Origin of the sequence: Rubrivivax gelatinosus (assembly GCF_004340905.1) — a bacterium.
Lineage (GTDB): Bacteria > Pseudomonadota > Gammaproteobacteria > Burkholderiales > Burkholderiaceae_C > Rubrivivax > Rubrivivax gelatinosus.
Genome location: NZ_SLXD01000011.1, coordinates 63,481 through 89,266 on the forward strand (window position 1 = coordinate 63,481; position 25,786 = coordinate 89,266).

General features: G+C 71.5%; 24 protein-coding genes and 1 riboswitch. Of the genes, 11 read left to right on the forward strand and 13 right to left on the reverse strand.

The annotated features are described in order from the left end of the window. The first annotated feature begins 81 nt into the window (after window positions 1–81). On the forward strand, window positions 82–699 hold the full coding sequence (locus EV684_RS16955; protein WP_132648477.1) for a glutathione S-transferase family protein: 618 nt from the start codon (window positions 82–84) through the stop codon (window positions 697–699). A 3-nt stretch (window positions 700–702) separates the two neighbouring features. Here EV684_RS16955 and eutC read toward each other — a convergent pair whose 3' ends face one another. The 7 genes from eutC to EV684_RS16990 form a co-directional block, all read right to left on the reverse strand. After that, window positions 703–1,494 carry an ethanolamine ammonia-lyase subunit EutC gene (gene eutC / locus EV684_RS16960; RefSeq protein ID WP_132648478.1) on the reverse strand — a complete coding sequence of 264 codons (792 nt, stop codon included), beginning with the start codon at window positions 1,492–1,494 and terminating at the stop codon, window positions 703–705. Further along, complete coding sequence (locus EV684_RS16965; RefSeq protein WP_242478426.1) at window positions 1,491–2,828, reverse strand: ethanolamine ammonia-lyase subunit EutB; 1,338 nt, start codon at window positions 2,826–2,828, stop codon at window positions 1,491–1,493. Before EV684_RS16965 ends, eutC begins: the two co-directional genes overlap by 4 nt. A gap of 151 nt (window positions 2,829–2,979) precedes the next feature. Continuing rightward, window positions 2,980–3,561 (reverse strand): NapC/NirT family cytochrome c, encoded by a 582-nt coding sequence (locus tag EV684_RS16970; RefSeq protein ID WP_132648480.1) that lies wholly within the window; start codon window positions 3,559–3,561, stop codon window positions 2,980–2,982. Between the two features lie 15 nt (window positions 3,562–3,576). Continuing rightward, window positions 3,577–4,038 carry a nitrate reductase cytochrome c-type subunit gene (locus tag EV684_RS16975; RefSeq protein WP_132648481.1) on the reverse strand — a complete coding sequence of 154 codons (462 nt, stop codon included), beginning with the start codon at window positions 4,036–4,038 and terminating at the stop codon, window positions 3,577–3,579. Then, a complete protein-coding gene (gene napA / locus EV684_RS16980) occupies window positions 4,035–6,554 on the reverse strand; it encodes a periplasmic nitrate reductase subunit alpha (protein ID WP_132648614.1) in 2,520 nt (839 codons plus the stop codon). The genes EV684_RS16975 and napA overlap by 4 nt, the downstream gene beginning before the upstream one ends. 92 nt (window positions 6,555–6,646) lie before the next feature. Further along, entirely contained in the window at window positions 6,647–6,943 is a 297-nt protein-coding gene (locus tag EV684_RS16985; RefSeq protein WP_132648482.1) for a chaperone NapD, read from the reverse strand. Then, on the reverse strand, window positions 6,940–7,104 hold the full coding sequence (locus tag EV684_RS16990) for a periplasmic nitrate reductase, NapE protein (protein ID WP_243651200.1): 165 nt from the start codon (window positions 7,102–7,104) through the stop codon (window positions 6,940–6,942). Before EV684_RS16990 ends, EV684_RS16985 begins: the two co-directional genes overlap by 4 nt. Before the next feature lie 196 nt (window positions 7,105–7,300). Beyond that, a riboswitch (SAM riboswitch) is annotated at window positions 7,301–7,378 on the forward strand. 30 nt (window positions 7,379–7,408) lie between these two features. Here EV684_RS16990 and metX point away from each other — a divergent pair. The 4 genes from metX to EV684_RS17010 all read left to right on the forward strand — a co-directional run bounded on the left by metX (window position 7,409) and on the right by EV684_RS17010 (window position 10,756). Continuing rightward, window positions 7,409–8,563: a homoserine O-succinyltransferase MetX gene (gene metX / locus EV684_RS16995; RefSeq protein WP_132648484.1), complete on the forward strand. Its 1,155-nt coding sequence runs from the start codon at window positions 7,409–7,411 to the stop codon at window positions 8,561–8,563. Next, window positions 8,556–9,140: a methionine biosynthesis protein MetW gene (gene metW / locus EV684_RS17000; RefSeq protein WP_132648485.1), complete on the forward strand. Its 585-nt coding sequence runs from the start codon at window positions 8,556–8,558 to the stop codon at window positions 9,138–9,140. The genes metX and metW overlap by 8 nt, the downstream gene beginning before the upstream one ends. A gap of 79 nt (window positions 9,141–9,219) precedes the next feature. Further along, a complete protein-coding gene (locus tag EV684_RS17005) occupies window positions 9,220–9,588 on the forward strand; it encodes a VOC family protein (RefSeq protein WP_132648486.1) in 369 nt (122 codons plus the stop codon). Further along, window positions 9,554–10,756 (forward strand): CaiB/BaiF CoA transferase family protein, encoded by a 1,203-nt coding sequence (locus tag EV684_RS17010; protein WP_132648487.1) that lies wholly within the window; start codon window positions 9,554–9,556, stop codon window positions 10,754–10,756. Before EV684_RS17005 ends, EV684_RS17010 begins: the two co-directional genes overlap by 35 nt. Here the strand turns inward: EV684_RS17010 and EV684_RS17015 are convergent. Then, the gene (locus tag EV684_RS17015; protein WP_132648488.1) at window positions 10,753–11,586 is read right to left on the reverse strand and encodes an enoyl-CoA hydratase-related protein; all 834 of its coding nucleotides are present in this window, start codon (window positions 11,584–11,586) and stop codon (window positions 10,753–10,755) included. The two genes, EV684_RS17010 and EV684_RS17015, sit on opposite strands and share 4 nt — an antisense overlap. Window positions 11,587–11,696: 110 nt before the next feature. On the opposite strand from EV684_RS17015, the gene EV684_RS17020 reads away from it, so the two are divergent. Together EV684_RS17020 and EV684_RS17025 are read left to right on the forward strand one after the other, a co-directional pair. Continuing rightward, on the forward strand, window positions 11,697–13,145 hold the full coding sequence (locus EV684_RS17020) for a M20 family metallopeptidase (protein ID WP_132648489.1): 1,449 nt from the start codon (window positions 11,697–11,699) through the stop codon (window positions 13,143–13,145). 19 nt (window positions 13,146–13,164) lie between these two features. Then, window positions 13,165–14,124, forward strand: coding sequence for a LysR family transcriptional regulator (locus EV684_RS17025; protein ID WP_132648490.1), 960 nt, complete (start codon window positions 13,165–13,167; stop codon window positions 14,122–14,124). A 215-nt stretch (window positions 14,125–14,339) separates the two neighbouring features. On the opposite strand, the gene EV684_RS17030 is transcribed toward EV684_RS17025, so the two are convergent. Further along, window positions 14,340–15,404, reverse strand: a complete 1,065-nt coding sequence (locus EV684_RS17030; RefSeq protein ID WP_132648491.1) for an aminoglycoside phosphotransferase family protein — start codon at window positions 15,402–15,404, stop codon at window positions 14,340–14,342. Between the two features lie 18 nt (window positions 15,405–15,422). Here EV684_RS17030 and EV684_RS17035 point away from each other — a divergent pair, with 18 nt between their 5' ends. The 3 genes from EV684_RS17035 (at window position 15,423) to rsmA (ending at window position 20,063) form a co-directional block, all read left to right on the forward strand. Further along, window positions 15,423–17,789 carry an LPS-assembly protein LptD gene (locus EV684_RS17035; RefSeq protein ID WP_132648492.1) on the forward strand — a complete coding sequence of 789 codons (2,367 nt, stop codon included), beginning with the start codon at window positions 15,423–15,425 and terminating at the stop codon, window positions 17,787–17,789. After that, on the forward strand, window positions 17,786–19,096 hold the full coding sequence (locus EV684_RS17040) for a peptidylprolyl isomerase (RefSeq protein WP_132648493.1): 1,311 nt from the start codon (window positions 17,786–17,788) through the stop codon (window positions 19,094–19,096). Before EV684_RS17035 ends, EV684_RS17040 begins: the two co-directional genes overlap by 4 nt. Window positions 19,097–19,298: 202 nt before the next feature. Continuing rightward, window positions 19,299–20,063, forward strand: a complete 765-nt coding sequence (gene rsmA / locus EV684_RS17045) for a 16S rRNA (adenine(1518)-N(6)/adenine(1519)-N(6))-dimethyltransferase RsmA (protein WP_132648494.1) — start codon at window positions 19,299–19,301, stop codon at window positions 20,061–20,063. Window positions 20,064–20,079: 16 nt separating this feature from the next. On the opposite strand, the gene EV684_RS17050 is transcribed toward rsmA, so the two are convergent. From EV684_RS17050 to EV684_RS17065, 4 genes are all read right to left on the reverse strand, one after another. Next, a complete protein-coding gene (locus tag EV684_RS17050) occupies window positions 20,080–20,277 on the reverse strand; it encodes a hypothetical protein (RefSeq protein ID WP_132648495.1) in 198 nt (65 codons plus the stop codon). After that, entirely contained in the window at window positions 20,256–20,690 is a 435-nt protein-coding gene (locus EV684_RS17055; RefSeq protein ID WP_375138666.1) for a barstar family protein, read from the reverse strand. The genes EV684_RS17050 and EV684_RS17055 overlap by 22 nt, the downstream gene beginning before the upstream one ends. Beyond that, a complete protein-coding gene (locus tag EV684_RS17060) occupies window positions 20,687–21,055 on the reverse strand; it encodes a ribonuclease domain-containing protein (protein ID WP_132648497.1) in 369 nt (122 codons plus the stop codon). The genes EV684_RS17055 and EV684_RS17060 overlap by 4 nt, the downstream gene beginning before the upstream one ends. A gap of 237 nt (window positions 21,056–21,292) precedes the next feature. Beyond that, entirely contained in the window at window positions 21,293–23,587 is a 2,295-nt protein-coding gene (locus EV684_RS17065) for an NADP-dependent malic enzyme (RefSeq protein ID WP_132648498.1), read from the reverse strand. Between the two features lie 134 nt (window positions 23,588–23,721). On the opposite strand from EV684_RS17065, the gene EV684_RS17070 reads away from it, so the two are divergent. Beyond that, entirely contained in the window at window positions 23,722–25,782 is a 2,061-nt protein-coding gene (locus EV684_RS17070; RefSeq protein ID WP_132648499.1) for a sensor histidine kinase, read from the forward strand. Window positions 25,783–25,786 lie beyond the last annotated feature (4 nt).

Here is a 25,786-nt window from a genome sequence, read left to right on the forward strand (position 1 = left end):
CAGGGTGCCCCAGGGGGTTCAGGGGGGCTTGGCTAGAATCGATCGGCCCTGGCAAGCCCAAAGCTGTAACCCGTTCCCCCCATGAAACTCATCGGTTCGCTCACCAGCCCCTACGTCCGCAAGGTGCGCGTCGTCATGGCCGAGAAGAAGCTGGACTTCCAGCTCGTGCTGGAAGACGTCTGGGGCACGGACGCCATCCTCAAGTCCAACCCGCTGGGCAAGGTGCCCTGTCTGGTGATGGAAGGTGGCGAGGCGGTCTTCGACTCGCGCGTGATCGTCGAGTACCTGGAGACGCTGTCGCCGGTCGGCAAGCTGATCCCGCCGTCGGGCCGCGAACGTGTCGAGGTGCGCACCTGGGAAGCGCTGGCCGACGGCGTGCTGGACGCGCTGATCCTCGCGCGCCTGGAAGCCACCTGGAACGGCCGTGCCGAAGGCGAGCGGTCGCAGGCCTGGATCGATCGCCAGATGACCAAGGTGCAGGCCAGCCTGAAGGCGATGAGCCAGGGGCTGGGCGAGCGCGCCTGGTGCGCCGGCAACCACTACACGCTGGCCGACGTCGCCGTCGGCTGCGCGCTGGGCTACCTGGACTTCCGTTTCCCGGAAGTCGACTGGCGCAGCCCGTACCCGAACCTCGCCAAGCTGGCCGAGAAGCTCGCCGCACGGCAGAGCTTCATCGACACCGCGCCGCCGCGCGGCTGAACCTCAGCCGCCCAGCAGGAAGCTCGCCTGCAGGTCCAGCGGCGGCACCGGCGGTTCGCTTTCGTCCTTCAGCTCGACGCCGCTCAGGCGGCGGCGGCGCGCTTCGTCCAGCAGCCAGGCCAGGCGCGACGCCGCGGCCTCGACCGGCAGGCCTTCGGGGCGCACGTTGGAGATGCAGTTGCGCTCGGCGTCGCTGCGACCGGGGCGCGGCGCCCAGGTCAGGTACAGGCCCAGGCTGTCGGGTGAACTGAGGCCCGGGCGTTCGCCGATCACGATGACGACGATGCGTGCGCCCAGCGCGTGGCCGATCTCGTCGCCGATCGCCACACGCGCCTGCTCGACCACCGCCACCGGTGCGAAACGCCAGCCGCGGCGCAAGCTGCCGCGCAGCGCGGCGATCAGGGCCGCGGCGTGGCGTTCGGCGGCCAGCGTCGACAGCCCGTCGGCGATGACCAGCGCCAGGTCCGGCGGCTGCTCGGGCGCCGGCAGTTCGCGCAGCAGGGCGCACGAGGCCTCGTCCAGTCGCCGGCCCAGATCAGGGCGTTTCAGGTAGCTCGCGCGGTCGGGCGCGGCGCTGTGCAGGCGCAGCGTCGCCAGGCCCAGCGCGGCGATGCCGGCTTGGACCGCGTCGGCGTCGAAGGGCCGGTGCACGGCGTCGCGCGCCTCGGCGTGCGCGCGCTGGAAGTCCAGATGCGCGGCGGTCGGCAGGCTGACGCCGGCACGGCCCAGGCCGATGCGCGCCGGCGTGTGGCGGGCGAGCGCCCGCCAGGGTTCGGGGGTGACGGCGTCGTTCATCCGGCGATCCGGGCGAAAGCCGGCGGCAGGCCGGCGAGCAATCGGTCGGGCGCGCCGGGTTCGGTGATCTGCATCGCCTCCAGCCAGCGTTCGAACTCGGGCGCGGGCCTCAGGCCCAGCACACGGCGCAGGTACAGCGCGTCGTGGAAGGACGTGCTCTGGTAGTTCAGCATCACGTCGTCGGCGCCGGGCACGCCCATCACGAAGCTGCAGCCGGCCACGCCCAGCAGCGTCAGCAGCGTGTCCATGTCGTCCTGGTCGGCTTCGGCGTGGTTGGTGTAGCAGACGTCGCAGCCCATCGGCAGGCCCAGCAGCTTGGCGCAGAAGTGGTCCTCGAGCCCGGCACGCTGGATCTGCTTGCCGTCGTAGAGGTACTCCGGGCCGATGAAGCCGACGACGCTGTTGACCAGCAGCGGACTGAAGTGGCGCGCGACGGCGTAGGCGCGCGCCTCGATCGTCTGCTGGTCGCAGCCGTGGTGCGCGCCAGCCGACAGCGCGCTGCCCTGGCCGGTCTCGAAGTACATGACGTTGTCGCCGCGGGCGCCGTCGTCGAAGAGCGCGCCGCGCTGCAGCGAGCGCGCCGCCGCCTGCGCCTGGCCGAGCAGCGCGAGGTCGATGCCGAAGCTGCGGTTGGTCGCCTCGGTGCCGCCGATCGACTGGAACACCAGGTCCACCGGCGCGCCGGCCTCGATGCAGCGCAGCGTGTTCGTCACGTGCGTCAGCACGCAGCTCTGGGTGGGGATCTGCCAGCGCTGGATCACGGCGTCGAGCATCTGCAGCAGCCGCGTCACCTGGGCGACGTTGTCGCCGGCCGGGTTGATGCCGACGACGGCGTCGCCGCTGCCGTGCAGCAGGCCGTCGAGCACGCTGGCGGCGATGCCGGCGGCGTCGTCGGTCGGGTGGTTGGGCTGCAGCCGCGTCGCCATGCGCCCGGGCAGGCCGATCGTGTCGCGAAAGCGCGTGTGCACGCGGCACTTGCGCGCCACCAGCACCAGGTCCTGGATGCGCATGATCTTGCTGACCGCGGCGGCCATCTCCGGCGTCAGCCCGGGCGCCAGCGCGGCGAGCACGGGTTCCGTCGCTGCGTCGCTCAGCAGCCAGTCGCGAAACCCGCCCACCGTCAGGTGCGCCACCGGCGCGAACGCGGCGGCGTCGTGGGTGTCGACGATCAGCCGCGTGACCTCGTCGTCCTCGTAAGGCACGACGGTTTCGTTGAGGAAGGCCGCCAGCGGCAGCTCGGCCAGCGCGTGCTGGGCGGCGGCGCGTTCGGCGCGGCTGCTGGCGGCGACGCCGGCCAGCTCGTCGCCGGAGCGTGCCGGCGTCGCACGCGCCATCAGCGTGCGCAGGTCCTCGAAGACGTGGCGCGTGCCGCCGACGACGTGCGACCAGCTCACGGGGGTGGGCGACGCTGTGCCATGGGCGCAGTGTGGGCCCCGCGGCCGCTGCCGGCCAAGACCCCGGCCTGAGGTGGGCAAGCGCCGGCCGCTAAGGCACGCCGGCCATGTCCGGCAGGCGGTGGGCGATGCCCTTGTGGCAGTCGATGCAGGTCTTCTCGCCGCGCGCCAGCGGGCCGCTGTGCGCGTTCTGCGCGCGCGGGCTCTGGCGCGTGAAGTCCATGTAGTCGTAGTCGTGGCAGTTGCGGCACTCGAGCGAGTTGTTCGCCTTCAGCCGCTTCCACTCGTGCTCGGCCAGCGTGCGGCGCATGGCCTCGAACTTCTCCGGCGTGTCGATGCTGCCGAAGACCTTGCCCCAGACCTCCTTGGAGGCCTGCATCTTGCGCGCCATCTTGTCGGTCCAGTCGTGCGGCACGTGGCAGTCGCTGCACTTGGCGCGCACGCCGGAGCGGTTGGTGAAGTGGATGGTGTTCTGCAGCTCGGCGTAGACGTTGGTCTTCATCTCGTGGCAGCCGATGCAGAAGCGTTCGGTGTTGGTGGCTTCCAGCGCCGTGTTGAAGCCGCCCCAGAACAGCACGCCGGCGACGAAGCCGCCGACGGTCAGGAAGCCGAGGCTGTAGTAGGTGCTGGGGCGTCCCAGCACCTTCCAGTAGCGCTTGAGCAGGCTCAGCATCGTGGCGCGCCCGGGTCAGCGCCGCGGTGCCGGCGGGTTCTGCTGGGCGCGCAGCAGCTGGTCGACGTCGACGAAGCGGTTGTCCACCAGCGGCGGCAGGTTGACCTGCGGCACGTGGCACTGGGTGCAGAAGTAGCGCCGCGGCGCCAGCTCGGCGAGGTGGTTGCCACGCCGGTCCAGGTAGTGCGTGACGCTGACCATCGGCGCGCCGCTCTCCTGGGTGCGCGTGCGCGCATGGCAGAACATGCAGCGGTTGGCGTTCTTGTCGAGCTGGTAGTTGTCGATCTTGTGCGGGATCACCGGCGGCTGCATCGCGTAGTTGCGCACGCGGCGGATGTCCGAGTTGTCGGAGTTGACCAGCGGCGGCGGCGGCGTCGTCTCCTCGATCGGCGCGCCGCGCATCGGGTCGGTGGTGTCGACGGCCTGGGCCAGCGCCGCCGTCAGCGCCAGCGCGGCCAGCAGCGCGAGGCGCTTCATATCGTGCCCCCCTGCGGCGGCATGCCGCCGGCGCGGCGGATGCTGACGGCGCACTTCTTGAAGTCGGTCTGCAGCGAGATCGGGCAGGTGGCGTCCAGCGTCAGCTTGTTGATCAGCTGGCTGGCGTCGAACCAGGGCACGAACACCAGCCCGCGCGGCGGCTTGTTGCGCCCGCGGGTCTCGACGCGTGTGCGCATGCTGCCGCGGCGCGACGTGAGCTCGACGATCTCGCCGCGGCGCACGCCCAGTGCACGTGCGTCCTCGGGGTGCAGGTAGCAGACGGCGTTGGGGAAGGCGCGGTAGAGCTCGGGCACGCGCCGCGTCATCGAGCCCGAGTGCCAGTGCTCGAGCACGCGCCCGGTGCACAGCCAGTACGGGAACTCCTGGTCGGGCTCCTCGGCCGCCGGCTCGTAGGGCAGGGCGTAGATCACCGCCTTGCCGTCGGGGTGGCCGTAGAAGCGCACGCCCTCGCCGGGCTTGACGTAGGGGTCGCTGCCTTCGCGGTAGCGCCACAGCGTCTCCTTGCCGTCGACCACCGGCCAGCGCAGGCCGGGCACCTGGTGGTAGGTGTCGAAGGGCGCGAGGTCGTGGCCGTGGCCGCGGCCGAAACGCGCGTACTCCTCGAACAGCCCCTTCTGCACGTAGAAGCCGAAGCTGCGCGCGTCGTCGTTGTCGTAGCCGGCTTCCATCTGCGACAGCGGGAACTTGTCGACCTCGCCGTTGCGGAACAGCAGGTCGAACATCGTCTTGCCGCGCAGCGCCGGCTTGCGCGCCAGCAGCTCCGCGGGCCAGACCTCTTCCATCCTGAAGCGCTTGCTGAACTCCATCAGCTGCCAGAGGTCCGAACGCGCCTGGCCGGGCGGCTTGACGAGCTGGTGCCAGAACTGGGTGCGCCGCTCGGCGTTGCCGTAGGCGCCCTCCTTCTCGACCCACATCGCGGTCGGCAGGATCAGGTCGGCGGCCATCGTCGTGACCGTCGGGTAGGCGTCCGAGACGACGATGAAGTTGGCCGGGTTGCGGTAGCCCGGCAGCGCCTCCTTCATGATGTTCGGCGCGGCCTGCATGTTGTTGTTGACCTGCACCCAGTAGGCGTTGAGCTTGCCGTCGCGCAGCATGCGGTTCTGCAGCACCGCGTGATAACCCGGCTTGGCCGGGATCGTGCCGGGCGGCAGCTGCCAGATCTCCTCGGCCGTCGCGCGGTGCTTGGGGTTGGTCACCACCATGTCGGCCGGCAGCCGGTGGCTGAAGGTGCCGACCTCGCGCGCGGTGCCGCAGGCCGAAGGCTGGCCGGTCAGCGAGAACGGGCCGCTGCCGGGGCGGCTGATCTTGCCGGTCAGCAGGTGCAGGTTGTAGAGCAGGTTGGAGCACCAGGTGCCGCGTGTGTGCTGGTTGAAGCCCATCGTGAAGTACGAGGTGAGCTTCAGCTTGGGGTCGGCGTAGAGCTCGGCCAGCGCCAGCAGGCGCTCGCGCGGCACCTTGGACAGCTCGGCCGTGTAGTCCAGCGTGTAGGGCGCGACGAAACGCGCGTATTCCTCGAAGCTCGCCGGCCGCGACGCCCCCGGATCCTGCGCGTGGGCGGCCTTGCGCTGCAGCGGGTGCTCGGGGCGCAGGCCGTAGCCGATGTCGTCGGTGCCGACGACGAAGCGCGTGTGGCGGTCGAGGAAGGCGCGGTCGTAGGCCTTCTTCTGGATGATGTGGTTGGCGATGTAGTTGAGGATCGCCAGGTCGGTCTGCGGGCGGAAGGTCAGCGTCAGGTCCGACAGCTCGTAGCAGCGGTGCTCGAAGACCGACAGCGTCGCGACCTTGACGTGCGGCGCCGACAGCCGCCGGTCGGTGATGCGCGTCCAGAGGATCGGGTGCATCTCGGCCATGTTCGAGCCCCAGAGCACGAAGGCGTCGGCCTGCTCGATGTCGTCGTAGACGCCCATCGGCTCGTCCATGCCGAAGGTGCGCATGAAGCCGGCGACGGCACTGGCCATGCAGTGGCGCGCGTTCGGGTCGATGTTGTTGCTGCGGAACCCGGCCTTGAACAGCTTGGCCGCGGCGTAGCCTTCCCAGACCGTCCACTGGCCCGAGCCGAACATGCCCACGCCCTCCGGGCCACGCGCCTTCAGCGCGCGCTTGAACTGCTCGGCCATGGTGTCAAAGGCCACGTCCCAGCTGACCGGCTGGAATTCGCCGTCCTTGGCGTAGCGCCCGTCCTTCATGCGCAGCAGCGGCGTCGTCAGGCGGTCGGCGCCGTACATGATCTTGGAGAGGAAGTAGCCCTTGACGCAGTTGATGCCGCGGTTGACCTCGGAGTTCGGGTCGCCGTGGGTGGCGACGACGCGGCCGTCCTTGACGGCGACGCTGACGCCGCAGCCGACGCCGCAGAAGCGGCACGGCGCCTTGGACCATTTGAGCTGCGTGCGCGCGGCGTCGGTGACGACGTTCTGCGCGCCGGCCTCCTGCGGCAGCCCGGCGGCCAGCGCCGTCGTCGCGGCGGCGCTGGCGCGCACGAAGTCGCGGCGCGTCAGCGCCGGGGCCGCCACGGTGGCGGCGGCGTGCGTGGCCGGCGGCGGGCTGGCGAGATCGGCTTCCGGGGCGATCGGCACGACCATCGGTGCGTTCACGGCGTGACTCCTTGCTGCAGCGCGGAGCGCGGCTCCGCGTGCTGATAGACCAGGGCGACGTTGAGCACGCCGGGCAGTTCGCGCAGCGCGTCGAGCACCTGCAGCACCGAGGCGGCGCCGACGCCTTCGACGACGACGGCGATGCGGCCGTCGTCGCCGGCGCCCACCAGCTCGGTGTCGGCGAGCGCGGTGATGGCCGTGCGCAGCGCGCCGACGGCCTCGGGCCGCGCCTGCACCAGCACGCCGGCGATGTGGATCTCCGGGTCGTCCGCGGTCTGGGGCGCGGTGCTCATCGCGGCAGGTTCCCGGTCAGGAGCTGGACCATCCAGACGACGAAGCCCCAGCCGGCGACGATCAGCACCGCCAGCAGCGGCGCGGTGACGGTCGTCAGGAAGAGGAAGCTGCGCCACTCCTCCTGCCTCGTGGACGGGGCCTCGGGATCGGCAGGATGCACCGGCGCCCCGGGTGGCGGCTCGGCGTTCATCGTGCCGGGCCCCGCAGGGGCGGGTGAAGGATCGGACTCACGCCCCGGTTATCGGCTATCCGCTCGCCGGCATGACCTAGGTCAAGTACGGTGACGCGTCGGGCACGGCGGACACCCGCTGCGGCCGGCGACCGCGGGCCGCTGGCCGCGGGCCGCTGGCTATACTCCAGTCTCCAGCGCCGATTTGTTTCCTGATTGCGGGCGCTTTAACAAATGCCGCTAAAGAGGACACCGAGACCCGGTGCCCGCTGACGGCGGCGCCGGGTTTTTGCTTATGGCTTCGGTCGGACGCGTCACTCCCCAGACGATGCACTTCGACGAGCCGCTGCCGCTGCGCAGCGGGGCGTCGCTCCCCTCCTACTCGCTGGTCTACGAGACCTACGGCACGCTCAACGCCGAGCGCAGCAACGCGGTGCTGGTGTGCCATGCGCTCAACGCCAGCCACCACGTCGCCGGCGTCGACGAGCGTGGCGCCACCGGCTGGTGGGACAACCTGGTCGGCCCGGGCAAGCCGCTGGACACCGAGCGTTTCTTCGTCATCGGCGTCAACAACCCGGGCTCGTGTTTCGGCTCGACCGGGCCGACGCACCTGAACCCGGCCACCGGCAAGGCCTGGGGCGCCGACTTTCCGGTCGTCACCGTCGAGGACTGGGTCGACGCGCAGGTGCGGCTGATCGACCGCCTGGGCATCACGAAGCTCGCCGCGGTGCTCGGCGGCAGCCTCGGCGGCATGCAGGCGCTGTCCTGGGCGATGCGCCACCCCGAGCGGCTGGAGCACTGCGTCGCGGTGGCCACCGCGCCCAACCTGTCGGCGCAGAACATCGCCTTCAACGAGGTCGCGCGCCGCGCCATCGTCACCGACCCCGACTTCCACGGCGGCCACTTCTACGAACACGGTGTCGTGCCCCAGCGCGGCCTGCGCGTGGCGCGCATGATCGGCCACATCACCTACCTGTCCGACGACGCGATGGAGGCCAAGTTCGGCCGCGAGCTGCGCGCCGCCGAGCTGGGCTACAGCACGCAGGAGATCGAGTTCCAGATCGAGAGCTACCTGCGCCACCAGGGCGACAAGTTCAGCGCCTATTTCGACGCCAACACCTACCTGCTGATCACGCGCGCGCTGGACTACTTCGACCCGGCGCGCGAACACGGCGGCAAGCTCGCGGCGGCCTTCGCGCCGGCACGCGACAAACGCTTCCTCGTCGTCAGCTTCACGACCGACTGGCGCTTCTCGCCGGCGCGTTCGCGCGAGATCGTCAAGGCGCTCGTGGACAACCGCATCGCCGTCAGCTACGCCGAGATCGAGGCCCCGCACGGCCACGACGCCTTCCTGCTCGAGGACCCGCGTTACCACCAGGTGATGCGGGCCTACTTCGAGGGTGTCGCCGCGCGCGTCGGTGCCGTGACGACGGAGGCCGCCCATGTCTGAACGCCGCGACCTGCAGATCATCGGCGACCTCGTGCCGCACGGTGCCCGCGTGCTCGATCTGGGCTGCGGCAATGGCGAGCTGCTGGCCTGGCTGCAGCGCCACAAGGGCTGCAGCGGCTACGGCATCGAGATCGCCGACGCCAACGTGCTCGCCTGCGTGCAGCGCGGCGTCAACGTCGTGCAGCTCAACCTGGAAGAAGGGCTGGCGCTGTTCGACGACCAGAGTTTCGACGTGGTGCTGCAGATCGAGACCCTGCAGCATCTGCGCAATGCCGAACGCATGCTGCACGAGACGGTGCGCGTCGGCCGCATCGGCATCGTCAGCTTCCCGAACTTCGCCCACTGGCCGAATCGCGTGCGCGTCGTCGGCGGCCGCATGCCGGTGACACGCGCCCTGCCCTACGAGTGGTACGACACGCCCAACATCCGCGTCGGCACCTATGCCGACTTCGAGGTGCTGGCGCGCAAGAACGGGCTGCAGATCCGCGACGCCTTCGGGCTGCAGGACGGGCGTGTCGTGCGCACGCTGCCCAATCTTCGCGCCAGCGTCGCGGTCTTCAAGTTCGAGCGCGGTTAGCGGAGGGCGGGTCGGCACGCGCTCCCGGCGCGGCCGGCCGCGCCTAGACTCGGGCACCCCTTAACACGAGGAGCTGGCCGTGATCGGATACGTCACCCTGGGCACCAACGACCTGCCGCGCGCCGCGGCGTTCTACGACACGCTGCTGGCCGAGATCGGCGCCAAACGCCTGATGGACTTCGGCCGCGGCTACGCCTGGGGACGCTCGATGGAGCAGCCGATGCTGGGCATCATGAAGCCCTTCGACGGCCAGGCCGCCAGCGTCGGCAACGGCGTGATGGTCGCCTTCCAGGTCGACAGCCGCGAGGCCGTCGACCGTGTCCACCGCAAGGCGCTGGAGCTGGGCAGCACCGACGAGGGCCCGGCCGGGCCGCGCGGCGAAGGCTTCTACGCCGGCTACTTCCGGGATCTCGATGGCCACAAGCTCAACGTCTTCTGCATGGGTTGACCAGGGCGCCGGCGGCCCGCTCGCCGGGCTCAAGGTGCTCGAACTCGGCCAGCTGATCGCCGGCCCGTTTGCCGCCAAGACGCTGGCCGACTTCGGCGCCGACGTCATCAAGATCGAGCCGCCCGACGGCGGCGACCCGCTGCGCCGCTGGCGGCTCTTGAAGGACGGCACCTCGGTCTGGTGGCAGCTGCAGTCGCGCAACAAACGTTCGGTGGCGCTGGACCTGAAAGACCCCGAGGCCCAGGCCGTGGTGCGCGAGCTGGCGCTCGAAGCCGACGTGCTGGTCGAGAACTTCCGCCCCGGCGCGCTCGAAGGTTTCGGCCTCGCGCCCGAGGCGCTGATGGCGGCCAACCCGAAGCTGATCGTGCTGCGTGTCAGTGGCTATGGCCAGACCGGGCCCTACCGCGACAAACCCGGTTTCGGCGTCGTCGCCGAGGCGATGGGCGGCCTGCGCCACCTGAGCGGCGAGCCCGGTCGCGTGCCGGTGCGTGTCGGTGTCTCGATCGGCGACACGCTGGCGGCGCTGCACGGCGTCATCGGCGTGCTGATGGCGCTGCACGAGCGCGAGAAGAGCGGGCGCGGCCAGATCATCGACGTCGCGCTCTACGAAGCGGTGTTCAACTGCATGGAAAGCCTGCTGCCCGAGTACAGCGCCTTCGGCGCCGTGCGCGGCCCGGCCGGCAGCGCCTTGCCGGGCATCGCGCCGACCAATGCCTACGTCTGCCGCGACGGCCAGGTGCTGGTGGCCGGCAACGGCGACAGCATCTTCCGCCGGCTGATGAAGACCATAGCCCGCGAGGACCTGGCCGCCGACCCCGAACTGGCCGACAACACCGGCCGCGTCGCGCGCGTGGCCGAACTCGACGCCGCGATCGGCGCCTGGACGGCCGAACGCACGGTCGACGAGGTGCTGGCGGCGCTGGACGCGGCCGCCGTGCCCGGCGGGCGCATCTACACCGCGGCCGACATCGCGCACGACCCGCACTACGCGGCGCGCGAGATGCTGCTGCCGGTGACGCTGGCCGACGGCAGCACGCTGACGGTGCCCGGCATCGTGCCCAAGCTGTCGCGCACGCCGGGCGGCCACCATCGCAACGCGCCGGCGCTGGGCCAGGACACCGACGAGGTGCTGGCGCCGCTGCGCGCCAGGCGCGAAGCCGAAGGCTAGACGCGCGGCACCGGCGCCAGCGGGTCGAAGCCCGCCGGCTGCTTGCTCTGCCAGGCCTGGATGGCCTGCGCCATCTCGCCGATGTCGAAGATCGCGCTCTGCAGCAGCGCCATCTGCTCCAGCGCGTCGGCGGTCGGGTGGTCGATGGCGTAGTTCAGCGCCAGCTTGCTGCCGGCGACGGCCAGCGGCGACTTGGTGGCGATCTCGGCGGCCAGCGTCAGCGCGTGGTCCAGCGTCGCCGCGGCGTCGGGCAGCACGGCGTTGACCAGGCCGATGGCCAGCGCACGTTCGGCGCCGATGCGTTCGCCGGTGTAGGCCATCTGGCGCGCGACGCCCGGCGGCACGATCTTCGGCAGGCGCTGCAGCACGCCCAGGTCGGCGGCCATGCCGATCTGGATCTCCTGCACGGTGAAGAAGGCGTCGGCCGAACACACGCGCAGGTCGCAGGCCGCCGCCAGGTCGAGCGCGCCGCCGAGGCAGCCGCCCTGGACCGCGGCGATGACCGGGAAACGCGCCGACTCCAGCACGTCGAAGCAGCGCATCAGCTGGCGCAGCGAGTCCTGGAAGGCCAGCCGCCGGCGCGCGTTGCCGGTGTCCAGCAGCGACAGGTCGCTGGCGAAGACGTCCAGCGCCATGCCGGCGCTGAAGTGCTTGCCGGTCGAGGAGATCACCAGCACGCGCGTGCGGCCCTCGGCGTTGAGCGACTCGACGACCTCGCGCAGCGCCGGGAAGAAGGCCGGCGTCATCGTGTTCAGCCGCTCGGGGCGCGCGAGCTGCAGGTGGGCGACGCCGGTGTCGGCGAGCTCGAGGCGGAAGAAGTCGGTCGTCATCGGCCCAGGATAGCGGCGGCCCCCGGCGCTGCGAAGCCCGGCTTCCCCTCGGGGCGCGGGGGCGGCCGTCCTACACTGGCGGGATCGCCGAACTGAAGCAGGAGCCGCCCATGAACGCCCCCGACCGCCACCTGCCGCTGGCCGACTTCGTCGACCGCGCCTGGGACGAGCGCATCGTGCCCGCCCTCACCGACTACATCGCCGTGCCGGCCAAGAGCCCGATGTTCGACGCCGACTGGCAGGCCCACGGCCACATCGAACGTGTCGTGCAGGACGCGGTGGCCTGGGTCGAAGCGCGCCGCGTGCCGGGTCTGGCGATCGAGATCGTGCGCATCCCCGGGCGCACGCCGGTGATCTTCTTCGAGGTCGCGGCCACCGGCGCGGCGACCGACACGGTGCTGTTCTACGGCCACCTGGACAAGCAACCCGAGTTCAGCGGCTGGCGCAGCGACCTCGGGCCCTGGACGCCGAAGTACGTCGACGGCCTGCTCTACGGCCGCGGCGGCGCCGACGACGGCTACGCGATCTACGCCGCGGTCACCGCGATCGAGGCGCTGAAGGCCCAGGGCACGGCGCACCCGCGCTGCGTCGGCGTCATCGAGACCTGCGAGGAAAGCGGCTCGCACGACCTGCCGGCCTATCTGGAGGCGCTGAAACCCCGCCTCGGCGAGGTCGGCCTCGTCGTCTGCCTGGACAGCGGCGCCGGCAACTACGACCAGCTCTGGCTGACGACCAGCCTGCGCGGCATGGTCAGCGGCGTGCTGAAGGTCGAGATCCTGACCGAGGGCATCCACTCCGGCGACGCCAGCGGCCTGGTGCCGTCGAGTTTCCGCATCCTGCGCCAGGTGCTCGACCGGCTGGAAGACGCCAGGACCGGCCAGCTGCTGCCCGGGTTCTTCCACTGCGAGGTGCCGGCCTCGCGCGTCGCCCAGGCCCAGGCCACCGCCGCCATCCTCGGCGACGACGTCTGGAAGCGTTTGCCCTGGGCCTGCGGCGCCGACGGCAACCTGGCGCTGCCGACGACGACCGACCCGGTCGAAGGCCTGCTCAACCGCACCTGGCGGCCGACGCTCAGCGTCACCGGCGTCGACGGTTTCCCCGAGCTGAAGAGCGCCGGCAACGTGCTTCGCCCCTACACCGCGTTCAAGCTCAGCCTGCGCCTGCCGCCGCTGGTCGACGGCCACGAGGCCAGCGTGCGGCTGAAGGCGCTGCTCGAGGACAACGCGCCGTACAACGCCCGCGTCACCTTCGTGCCCGACGGCCGCGCCGGTGCGCTGGGCGCCAGCGGCTGGAACGCGCCCGAGCTGCCGCTGTGGCTGGAAGACGCGCTGAACACGGCGTCGAACGCCCACTTCGGCGCCCCGGTCGGCTACATCGGCCAGGGCGGCACGATCCCGCTGATGAGCATGCTGCAGGCCGGCTTCCCGAAGGCGCAGATGATGGTCTGCGGCGTGCTGGGCCCCAAGAGCAACGCCCACGGGCCCAACGAGTTCCTGCACGTGCCCTACGCCAAGCGCCTGACGGCCGCGGTGGCGCAGGTGGTCGCCGCCTTCCGCTGAACCGGGGCCGGAGGCCACGATGGACCAGCTGCGCGCGATGAAGGTCTTCGTGCGCGTCGTCGACGAAGGCGGCTTCGCACGCGCGGCGCGGGCGCTGGACATGGCGCCGCCGGTGGTCACGCGGGTCGTCGCCGAGCTCGAGGCGCACCTGGGCGCACGGCTGCTCAACCGCACCACGCGCCGCGTCGCGCTGACCGAGGTCGGCGAGAGCTACCTGGAGCGGGCGCGGCGCATCCTGGCCGAGGTCGACGAGGCCGACGCGCTGGCCGGCGAGGCGACGCGCGAGCTGAGCGGGCCGCTGCGCCTGCTGTGCCCGTCGGCGCTGGCGGCGCACCAGCTGGTGCGCCATCTGCCGCGATTCGCCGCCCAGCACCCGCGGCTGGCGCTGGAGCTGGCCGCGCCGGGGCGGGTCGAGACCGTCGACGAGGACTACGACGTCACGTTGCTGACGCTGCGCGACCCGATCGACGGCGACTTCGTCGCGCGCCGGCTGGCGCGCTCGGAGGTGCTGCTGTGCGCGTCGCCGGTGTATCTGGCGCGTCAGGGCCGGCCGCGCCATCCGCGCGACCTGGCGCGCCACGAGCTGCTGTTCCAGCCCGCGGCGCAGCCGCGCGGGCTGGTGTTCTTCCGCGGCGCCGAGGCGGCGTCGGGCGAGGCCACGGAGACCGTGGTGCCCGAACGTGCGCCGGTGCTGCGCTGCGACGACGTGCAGACGCAGCTCGCCGCGGCGGTCGCCGGGCTGGGCGTCGCGGCATTGCCGACGCTGGTGCTGGAGCAGGTGCTGGCCGACGGACGGCTCGAGCGCGTGTTGCCGGCCTGGCGCCTGTCGGGCCTGTCGATCTGGGCCGCGATGCCCAGCCGCAAGCACGTGCCGGCGCGCACGCGTGCGCTGATCGAGTTCCTCATCCAGGCCTTCGGCGGCGAGGACCGCGACCCCTGGCTGGCTGCCTGCGGCGGCTCGCTGGCGCTGGTCGCCTAGGAGCCTGCGCGGCTTCTGCCGCGCAGGCTCCTAGGCGATGGCTCTACGCACGGCTCCCGCGAGCCCCCTCCGAGAGGGTGCTCCAGCTCGTTCGACGGCTTCCTCCAGCCTCCCTCCGCGAGGGAGGCTCCGGTCAGTTCGACGAGCGGTTGTGCGCCTCTCGGGCCGCGCCGGGCACCGTCAGGCGCCGCCAGTTCAGCGCCGTCGCCGGTAGGCTAGAAGGTGAAGCCGGTCTCGACGCGGCGGCCCGACAGCGGCTGCAGCAGCGGCAGCAGCGGCTTCAGCGGCGCGTAGCGCATCGCGACCTTGCTCGCGTAGTCGAAGAAACGCGGCAGGTCCTCGGCGTAGCCCGGCTTGCCGTCGCGGTGCTTGAGGCGGCAGAAGATGCCCAGCACCTTCAGGTGGCGCTGCAGCCCCATCCATTCGAGCGCCCGCCAGAACTCGCCGAAGTCGTGGCCCATGGTCTCGCCCAGCGGCAGCCCGGCGCGGCGCGCCTGCTCCCACCAGCGCACCGCCCAGTCGATCTCCTGCGCCTCGTCCCAGGACAGGAAGGCGTCGCGCAGCAGCGAGGCGAGGTCGTAGGTGATCGGCCCGCGCACCGCGTCCTGGAAGTCCAGGATGCCGGGGTTGGGCTCGGCGACCATCAGGTTGCGCGGCATCCAGTCGCGGTGCACCGCGACCTGGGGCTGCTCCAGCGCGCTGGCCACCAGCGCGTTGCAGACGCGGTTCCAGGCAGCGTGCTCCTTGTCGCCCCAGGTGACACCGAACTCGCGCTGCACGCACCACTCGGGGAACAGCGAGAGCTCGCGGCGCAGCAGCGCTTCGTCGTAGGCGGGCAGCGTCGAGGCATCGACATGGCCCTGGAACTGCACCAGCGCACGCAGCGCGTCACGCATCAGCGTTTCGGCGTGGCGACCCTCGGTGTCGCGCAGCGCGTCCAGGTACAGCGTGCGGCCCAGGTCGGTGAGCAGCACGAAACCCTGCGTGGCGTCGCATTCCAGCACCTTGGGCGCGTGCAGCCCGGCGGCCTCGATCAGGCCGGCGACGTGCACGAAGGGGCGCACGTCCTCCTGCGGTGGCGGCGCGTCCATCACGATCAGGCTGGCGCCTGCGGCGTCGACACGCAGGTAGCGGCGAAAGCTCGCGTCGGCCGACGCCGGCGCGAGCGTCGTGCGGTCGATGCGGTGGCGTGCGGCGATCGAATCGAGCCAGTGCTCGAAGGCGATGCGGCGGTCCTCGTCGGACCACACGACGGCGGCGGTGGGCAGGCTGGGCCTCATGGATAATCGATTCTACAAATGCGACTGACACCGCTGGCGCTGGCGGCGGGATTGCTGTTCGTCGGCGCGGGTGTTCGGGCGCAAGCCCTGGACGCCCCGGCCGAAAACGTGCCGCCGTCCCCGCTGCAGCTGATCCCCGACCGCAAGCTCGATGCCCCGCCCGGCGGCGAGGCCGGCCGCCGCCTGCCGATCGTGCTGCGCGCGCAGGAAGTGCGTGCGCGCCCGAACCTGGACGCCGTGGCCGAAGGCGACGCCGAGTTCCGCCGCGGCGGCACCGTCATCCAGTCCGACCGCCTGAGCTACGACCAGGCCGAGGACCTCGCGGTGGCGCGTGGCCACGTGCGCATCGAACGCGCCGGCGCGATCTACTGGGGCCCCGAGCTGCAGCTGCGCGTGCAGCGCTTCGAGGGCTTCTTCCTCGAGCCCGAGTTCGAGCTGCTGGAGTTCGGCTCCGGCGGCCGGGCCGACCGCATCGACTTCCTCGACAGCTCGCGTGCGCGCCTGTCCAACGCGCTGTACACCAGCTGCCCGCGCGACGGCGGCGCCGAGCCCGGCTGGGTGCTCGAGGCACGCAGCGTGCGCCTGGACTTCGACGCCAACGAAGGGGTGGCCGAAGGCGCGGTGCTGCGTTTCCTGGGCACGCCCATCCTCGGCGGCCCGGCGATCAGCTTCCCGCTGACCGACGAGCGCAAGTCCGGCTGGCTGCCCCCGTCGATCGGGCTGGACAGCCGCAGCGGGCTCGAGCTGACGGTGCCCTACTACTGGAACATCGCGCCCAACCGCGACGCCACGATCGCGCCCTGGCTGTCGAGCAAACGCGGCGCCGGCGCGCAGACGCAGTTCCGCTACCTCGAGCCTTCGCTGGGCGGCACGCTCGACCTGGACCTGCTGCCCGGCGACCGCGTCGCCGGCCGCTCGCGCAGTGCCTGGCACTGGGAGCACGACGGCCGCTTCGGCGACTCGGCCACCTACTCCGCCAACCTGCGCCACGTCTCCGACGACGGCTGGTGGAAGGATTTCCCCGACTCGCGTCGAAGCCTGACGCCGCGCCTGCTGAGTTCGGACGCCGACGTCGAGCAGCCTTTGCGTCTGGGCGACGCCGAGGGGCTGGCGTATCTGCGCATGCAGCGCTGGCAGGTGCTGCAGGACAGCGACCAGCTCGTCACCTCGCCGTACCAGCGCAGCCCGCAGACCGGCCTGCGCCTGGGCGGCGCCGCCGCCGGTGGGCTGAGCTACCGCGCCGAGACCGAGTTCAACCGCTTCACGCTGCCCGCCGACGAGGACGACGGCACGCGCCTCACCGGCGACCGTGTGCACCTGCTGGCGTCGGTCGCGCGGCGTTTCGGCGATCCCGGCTGGTGGCTGGAGCCGCGGCTGGCGTTCAACGCCGCCAGCTACCGCACCGACCAGCGCATGGCCGACGGCAAGCGCAACGCCTCGCGCTCGGTGCCGACCTTCAGCCTGGACTTCGGCGTCGAGCTCGAACGCGAGACCTCCGGCTTCGGCCGCGCGCTGCGCCAGACGCTGGAGCCGCGCCTGCTGTACGTGCGCACGCCCTACGAGAAGCAGTCCGACCTGCCGAACTTCGACTCCTTCGGCAAGGACTTCAACTTCCAGTCGATCTACTCGCCCAACATCTTCTCCGGCGTCGACCGCGTCTCCGACGCGAACCAGCTGACCGCCGGCGTCACCTCGCGTGTCGTCGACGCCGGCAACGGCAAGGAGCTGTTCCGCCTGGGCGTCGTGCAGCGCTACCTGTTCTCGGACCAGCGCATCACGTCCCAGGCCGACGGCACGCCCGACGGCGAGCCCTTCGACCAGCAGTTCTCCGACGTGCTGCTGCTGGGCTCGACCTCGCTGGTGCCGAGCTGGACGCTGGACGGCACGGTGCAGTACAGCCCCGAGATCTCGCGCACCGTGCGCTCGGTGGTCGGCGCGCGTTATTCGCCGGGGCCGTTCCGCACCATCGGCGCCACCTACCGCTTCGCGCGCGGGCTCAGCGAGCAGGTCGAACTCGGCTGGCAATGGCCCCTGTCCGGCCGGGTGCCGACCTCGGCCGGCCGTGGCGCGCGTTCGGTGGCCGCCGCCGGCGGCTGCAGCGGCACCTGGTACGGCGTCGGGCGCTTCAACTACAGCATGCGCGACAGCCGCATCACCGACTCGATCCTGGGCGTCGAGTACGACGCCGGCTGCTGGATCGGCCGTTTCGTCGCCGAGCGCCTGTCCACCGGCCGCAGCGAGGCGACGACGCGGCTGATGTTCCAGCTGGAGCTGGTCGGCCTGTCGCGCCTGGGCTCCAATCCGCTCGGGGTCTTGAAGGACAATATCCCAGGCTACACCCTGCTGCGCGAAGAACGCCGCGACCCCATCTCTTCCGACGAATGACCGATTCCATCAACGTCTGGCGCCGCGCCGCGCTGGCGCTGGCGCTCGCCGCCGCGGCCGTCACGGCCCCGGCGCAGCAGCGCGAGCGCAACGGCGACTACATCGTCGCCATCGTGAACCAGGAGGCCGTCACCGCCGCCGAGGTCGAGGCCCGCGTGCAGCGTGCGCTGCAGGACGCGGCCCGCGCTGGCGAGCGCCTGGCCGAGGACCTGGTGCGCAAGCGCGTGATCGACGACCTCGTCGAGGAGCGTGCGATCGTCACCTACGCGCGCGACAGCGGCATGCGCGTCGAGGACCCCGAACTCGACCGTGCGGTGCAGAGCGTGGCGGCGCAGAACCAGATCAGCGCCGACCAGCTGCGCTCGCGCCTGCAGGCCGAGGGCATCGACTACGCGCGCTTTCGCGCCAACCTGCGCGACCAGATCCTGATCGAACGCGTGCGCGAGCGCGAGGTCTATCAGCGCATCCGCGTCACCGACGGCGAGGTCGACCGCTACCTGGCGCAGCAGAACATCGCCACCCAGGCCGACGTCGAACTCAACCTCGCGCAGATCCTGGTCACGGTGCCCGAAGGCGGGGACGACGCCGTGGTCGCCGCCCGCAAGGCACGCGCCGAGCAGGCGCTGGCGCGCGTGCGCGGCGGCGAGGACTTCGGCGTCGTCGCCCGCGAGATCTCGGAGGACTCCAACAAGGAGCGCGGCGGCGTCATCGGCCTGCGGCCCTCGGCGCGCCTGCCCGACCTCTTCGTCGAGGCGGTGCGCAGCGTGCCGGCCGGCGAGGTCAGGTCCGAGCTGCTGCGCTCGGGCGCGGGCTTCCACGTGCTGAAGGTCGTCGAGCGCAAGGAGACGACGGCGGTCAAGGTCACCCAGACGCACGCGCGGCACATCCTGGTGCGCACCTCGCAGCAGGTGTCGGCCGAGGTCGCCGCGCGCCGGCTGGCCGAGTTCCGGCGCCTGATCCAGTCCGGCCAGCGCCGCTTCGAGGACATCGCGCGCCAGTATTCCGAAGACGGCTCGGCACCGTCGGGCGGCGACCTCGGCTGGTTCTCGCCCGGCACGATGGTGCCCGAGTTCGAGGCGGCGATGAACCAGCTGCCGGTCGGGGGGGTCTCGCCACCGGTCCAGTCGCGTTTCGGCGTGCACCTGATCCAGGTTGTCGAGCGCCGCGACGTCGCCGTCGAGGCGCGTCAGGTGCGCGAGCAGGCGCGCAACGTGCTGCGCGAGAGCAAGTTCGACGACGCCTACAGCGAATGGGCCAAGGACCTGCGCGACCGCTCGTACATCGAGTTCCGCGAACCGCCGGTCTGATGGCCCCCCCCCGTAGCGCCTTCGGCGCGCCTTGCAGGCCGCGCCGGGCCGTTGGCCCGGCCCTGCGGCTGGCGCGCACGGTCCACCGGACCGTGCACGTCCCGCCGCAGCCCCCCCAGGGGGGCGCCGCCACTGGGCCGGCGAAGCCGGACCCACGGCGGCCGCTTGATCGGGTGGCACCGTTGCGGGCTCGTCGCTCGCAATGAAGCACCAGCCGCGCAAACGTTTCGGCCAGCACTTCCTGGCCGACGACGCGATCATCGACGCGATCGTCGACGCCATCGACCCGCACCCGGGCGAGGCGATGGTCGAGATCGGCCCGGGGCTGGGCGCGATGACGATGCCGCTGCTCGAGCGCATCGAGCGCCTGACCGTCGTCGAGCTCGACCGCGACCTCGCCGCCAGGCTGCGCCGCGTTGCCGGGCTCGAGGTCGTCGAGGCCGACGTGCTGAAGGTGGACTTCGCGGCGCTGGCCGCTGCCGCCGGGCGGCCGCTGCGGGTCGTCGGCAACCTGCCGTACAACATCTCGACGCCGATCCTCTTTCATCTGCTGGAGGCGGTCGAGCACGTCGTCGACCAGCACTTCATGCTGCAGAAGGAGGTCGTCGACCGCATGGCCGCCGGCCCCGGCGGCAAGGACTACGGCCGGCTGTCGGTGATGCTGCAGTGGCGCTACGAGATCGAGTCGGTGCTCGACGTGCCGCCCGAGGCCTTCGACCCGCCGCCGCGCGTGGACTCGGCGATCGTGCGCATGCTGCCGCTGCCGCCGCCCGAGGGCGTCGACGCGGCGCTGCTGGGCGAGCTGGTGACGGTCGCGTTCTCGCAGCGGCGCAAGCTGCTGCGCCACACGCTCGGACGCTGGATGGAACAACGCGGCACCGAGGTCGGGTTCGACCTCCAGCGCCGCGCCGAAGAAGTGCCGGTGGCCGACTACCTGGCGCTTGCGCGCGCGGTGGCCGCCGGTTGAACGATCGCCGCCGCCGTCAGGCGGCGTTGAGCCAGGCCGCGGTGTCGAACGCGCTGCACATCATCGGCATGTTCATGCCGAAGTTGGGGTTCTGACCGTTCTTCGAGACCGTCTTGGCGGCCGGCTTGACCGCGCTCGTGCTCTGGGCCGTTTCAGCAGCCCGCTCCCATGACCCGTTATCTTGGGAGCGGGCTACTGAAAAGAATAGAAGCACCTGAACGGTATCCTCCGTTCGCCCCAGAAGTCGGCGGCGTCGCGGAAGACGTCGAGCAGCTGCTCGCGCGCCTCGCGGTCGAAACGCGGGTTGTCGGGAATCTGCTCAAGCACGACGACGAAGCCCGGTTGCGTGCCGGCCTTGTGCACGAGGTCGGTCATGCAGTCGTACAGCGCGTCGAGGTTCTTGCCGAAGTGGGCCGGAAACAGGAACGCCGCGGCAATGGCCTCCAGCACCTCCTGCTTGGACTGCGCCGCCGACAGGTTGGCGTAGAGGAAATGCTGGCCGGCGCTGCCGGCGGCCTGCATCAGGTCATCGACACGGTAGGCCCGTATCGCCTGGACGATGTTCGATCGGACGGTCTGCAACTGCATGGTCGCGTGCCTCCTTGGGGGTTCAGAAATCGGCGTCACCGCGCGCCCGTTTGCGCGATGCGACTGAAGCTCGCGTAATGGTCGGCGGTGTAGAAACAGGTGTCCGGCGCGGTCGCTTGCTGGCCGCCGCAGACGATGCGGCGGGCGCCCCGGTTGCGTGCGCCCGGTGTCGGCACGGTGTACTCGCGGTAGTAGCCGCGGGTCTTGGCCGGAAGCAAACGTTCGCGATTGAAGAAAACCGTGCCGTCCTTGGGGTAGGGGAACGGCCCGCCGGAGCGGATCAGCCGGTAGGTCTTCTGGGCCTGGGCCGGCAGTTCTTCGAGGGTGACGACGCTGGGCGAGTCGGACGGGGGCGCAGCCGGGCGTGCATGGACCGCTGCGCCGGACGCCAGGCCTGTGGCCATGACGATCGCGAGAGCCCCTCTGCAAACCGCCTGTCGGAGCGCGCCACTCCTGTCGGCCTGACCGGACCAGAACACGGGTCAACCCTGAAAGAACAAACCGCGATCGTACCGTCCGGCGGCCGAAAACTCAAGGTTCTGCCTCAAAAGAGGGCAAGCGGCAGCCCATGTGAGTATGCGCCCACATGTTTTCTGTGGCGCTCCAGAAGCGCCCGCGAGGGGGCTTCTGGAGGCGATTTCTCAGCGCGGGACGTTGGCGTCGGCGACGGCCATCGCCGTCATGTTGACGATGCGCCGCACCGTCGCCGACGGCGTCAGCACGTGCACCGGCTTGGCCGCGCCCAGCAGGACCGGGCCGATCGCGATGCCGCCGCTGGCCGCTGTCTTCAGCAGGTTGTAGGCGATGTTGGCGGCGTCGATGTTGGGCAGCACCAGCAGGTTGGCGTCGCCCTGCAGCGTGCCGTTGGGCATCAGCGCGGCGCGCGCCTGGGCGTCCAGCGCGATGTCGCCGTGCATCTCGCCGTCGACCTCCAGCCAGGGCGCACGTTCGCGCAGCAGGGCCAGCGCGCGGCGCACCTTGACGGCGCTCGGCTGGTCGCTGGTGCCGAAGTTGGAGTGCGACAGCAGTGCCGCCTTGGGCTGGATGCCCAGGCGCAGCAGCTCGTCGCCGGCCATCGCCGCGATCTCGGCCAGTTCCTCGGCCGACGGGTCGTAGTTGACGTGGGTGTCGACGAGGTAGACCTGGCGCCCCGGCAGGATCAGGCCGTTCATGCAGGCGTAGACGCTGGCGCCTTCGCGCCGGCCGATGACCTGGTCGATGTAGTGCAGGTGGCTGGCCGTCGTGCCCCAGGTGCCGCAGAGCATCGCGTCGACCTCGCCCTTGGCCAGAAGCATCGAGCCGATCAGCGTCAGCCGCCGGCGCATCTCGATCTTGGCCACCTGCTGCGTCACGCCCTTGCGTTCGGCCATGCGGTGGTAGGTCTGCCAGAAGTCGCGGTAGCGGCTGTCGCGCTCGACGTTGACGACCTCGAAGTCCAGCCCCTCCTTGATGCGCAGCCCCATCTTCTCGGCGCGCCGCTCGATCACCGCCGGCCGGCCGATCAGCGTCGGCCGCGCCAGGCCCTCGTCGACGACGACCTGCACCGCGCGCAGCACGCGTTCGTCCTCGCCTTCGGCGTAGGCCACGCGGCGCGCCGCGGCGCGTTTGGCGATGTTGAAGATCGGCCGCATCGTCTGGCCCGAGGCGTAGACGAAGGCCTGCAGCTTCTCGCGGTAGGCGTCGAAGTCCTCGATCGGGCGCTGGGCGACGCCGCAGGCCTGGGCCGAGGCCGCCACCGCCGGCGCGATCTTGATCATCAGCCGCGGGTCGAAGGGCTTGGGGATCAGGTACTCGGGGCCGAAGGACAGGGTCTGCCCGCCGTAGGCCGCCGCCACCGCGTCGTCCTGCTCGGCCTGGGCCAGCCCGGCGATGGCGTGTACCGCGGCGATCTCCATCTCGTCGGTCACCGTGGTCGCGCCGCAGTCCAGCGCGCCGCGGAAGATGTACGGGAAACACAGGACGTTGTTGACCTGGTTCGGGTAGTCGGTGCGGCCGGTGGCGATGACGGCGTCGTCGCGCACCGCCTTGACCTCCTCGGGCAGGATCTCCGGCGTCGGGTTGGCGAGCGCGAAGACGATCGGCCGCGCGGCCATCGAGCGCACCATCTCGGGCTTGAGCACGCCGCCGGCCGACAGGCCCAGGAACAGGTCGGCGCCCTCGATGACCTCGCGCAGCGTGCGCGCCGAGGTGTCCTGGGCGAACTGGGCCTTGTCCTCGTCCATCAGCTCGGTGCGGCCGCGGTAGACGACGCCGGCCAGGTCGGTGACCCAGACGTTCTCGCGCCGAACGCCCAGCTTCACCAGCAGCCCCAGGCAGGCCAGGGCCGCGGCGCCGGCGCCGCTGGCGACGACCTTGATCTCCTCGATGCGCTTGCCGACGACCTTCAGCGCGTTCAGCGCCGCGGCGCCGACGACGATCGCGGTGCCGTGCTGGTCGTCGTGGAAGACCGGGATCTTCATGCGTTCGCGCAGCTTGCGCTCGACGTAGAAGCAGTCCGGGGCCTTGATGTCCTCGAGGTTGATGCCGCCGAAGGTGGGCTCCAGCGCGGCGATGTGGTCGACGAGGCGGTCGAGGTTCTTCTCCTGCACCTCGAGGTCGAAGACGTCGATGCCGGCGAACTTCTTGAACAGCACCGCCTTGCCTTCCATCACCGGCTTGGCAGCGAGCGGGCCGATGTCGCCCAGGCCCAGCACCGCGCTGCCGTTGGTGACCACGGCCACCAGGTTGCCGCGCGAGGTGTAGCGGAAGGCGGCCGCCGGGTCGGCGACGATCTCCTCGCAGGCGAAGGCGACGCCCGGCGAGTAGGCCAGCGCCAGGTCGCGCTGGTTGACCATCTGCTTGGTCGGCGCGACGGCGAGTTTTCCGGGCGTGGGAAGTTCGTGGTATTCGAGCGCGGCGCGACGCAGCTCGGCGCGCTTGTCTTCTGGGCTGGACATCCCGGTCTCCTGTTGGCGTCGCGAGGGGCCCGGGGATTCTAGGCAGCCGGGTCCGGCCCTGCCGCGATGCGCAAAACTGCGTAGCGCGCCCGCCCGCCCGGCGCCGATACTGCGCGCTCCGAATCCCTGCCCCGATGACCGACTCCGAAGATCCCGTCCGCGTGCCGCGGCTGCGGCGCTGGCTGCCGTGGATCGCGCTCGTGCTGCTGCTACTGGTGGCGCAGTCGCTGCTCGTGTGGCTGACGCTGCGCCACGAGTCCACGCGCGCGCAGGAGGAAGCCGACGCGATCGCCACCGAGACCGCGGCCGAGGTCAAGCGCGACCTGCTGGCCGCGATGCGTTCGCTGCAGGCCCTGAACTGGGGCGACCCGCCACCGCAGGCCTGGCGGGCCGACGCGTCGGCGCTGCTGCGCGGCCAGCGCCTGATGCTGCGCATCGAACGCCGCGACGCGGCGCTGCAGGTGCTCGACGCCGCCGATGGCCCGTTCGCGCTGCCGCTGTTCTCGGCGATGCCCCGCGCCGCGCTTGACGTCGAGGCCGGCATCGCCTGCACCGCCGCGCGCCACATGGCCGCGCCGGCGTTCTCGCGCAGCTACTTCGTGCCCGGCGAAGACGGCGTCGGCCAGGAGGTCGTCGACGTCTGCATCCCGCTGCAGCGCGGCGGCCGCGACGCGGGTTACCTGATCGGCACCATCGGGCTGCCGCAGCTGCTGGAGGCCGCGCTCGGCCCGCGCCAGGCGCGGCGCCACGAACTGAGCTTCGTCGAGGGCGACGGCACCCGGCTGGCGCGGGCCGGGCTGGTGCGCGGCGCCGGGCTGTACCAGGCCGAGCGGCTCATCGACGTGCCCGGCGCGGCGCTGCAGCTGCGCGCCGACAGCGCCGCCGGCCGGCCCAGCCTGATCCCCAACGTCGCCACCGCGCTGGTGCTGGGGCTGTCGCTGGCGCTGTTCGCCGTCGTGCTGCTGCTGGCGCGCGACGTGCGTCGGCGTGCGCGTGTCGAACGTGCGCTCGGCGAGGCGCTCGCGTTCCGCAAGGCGATGGAGGATTCGCTGGTCACCGGCTTGCGCGCGCGCGACCTGCAGGGCCGCATCACCTATGTCAACCCGGCGTTCTGCGCGATGGTCGGCTTCAGCGAGGAAGAGATGCGCCAGCCGCTGCCGCCGTACTGGCCGCCGGAGTTCGTCGAGGTCTACGCCGAGCGCCAGCGCGGCCGGCTGGTCGGCGCCGGGCGCCCGGCGCGCGAGGCGCGGGAGGGTTTCGAGACCGTCTTCATGCGCAAGAACGGCGAACGTTTCCCGGTGATGATCTACGAGGCCGCGCTGGTCGACGGCCAGGGCCGGCAGAGCGGCTGGATGAGCACCGTGCTCGACGTCAGCGCCCAGCGCCGCATCGAGGAGCTGTCGCGCCAGCAGCAGGACCGGCTGCAGGCCAGCGCGCGGCTGGCGACCGTCGGCGAGATGGCCTCGCTGCTGAGCCACGAGCTGAACCAGCCGCTGGCGGCCATCGCCAGCTACTCCAGCGGCTCGCTGAACCTGCTGGAGGACGCCGAGCGCGAAGGCACGCCGCCGGGCCCGGTCGACGCGATGCTGCGCCAGGCGCTGGAGCGCATCGCCGAGCAGGCCGAACGTGCCGGCCGCATCATCAAGAGCGTGCACCACTTCGTGCGCCGGCGCGTGCAGCAGCGCGAGACGCTGGGCGCCGACCAGCTGATCGACGCCGTGCTGCCGCTGGTGCGGCTGCAGGCGCGCAAGAGCGGCACGCGCATCGAGCTGGACATCCCCAAACGCGCGCCGCGCCTGGAGTGCGACCGCACGATGCTCGAGCAGGTGCTGCTGAACCTGACGCGCAACGGCATCCAGGCGATGGAGAACGACACGCCGCTGGAGGAGCGGGTGCTGGCGCTGCGCGTGCGCCAGGCCTCGCCGCAGCGCATCGAGATCGTCGTCGCCGACCGCGGCCCGGGCATCCCGGCCGAGGTCGCCGAGAAGCTCTTCACGCCCTTCTACACGACGCGCACCGAGGGCATGGGCCTGGGCCTGAGCCTGTGCCGCACGGTCGTCGAGCAGCACGGCGGCACGCTGGAGTTCGGCCCCGGCGCCGATGGCCGCGGCAGCGAGTTCCGCTTCACGCTGCCGGCCGCGCGCACGCCGGTGCCGCCCGGCGGCCAGCCGCGCCAGGAGGTGGCCGACGGCTGAGCGG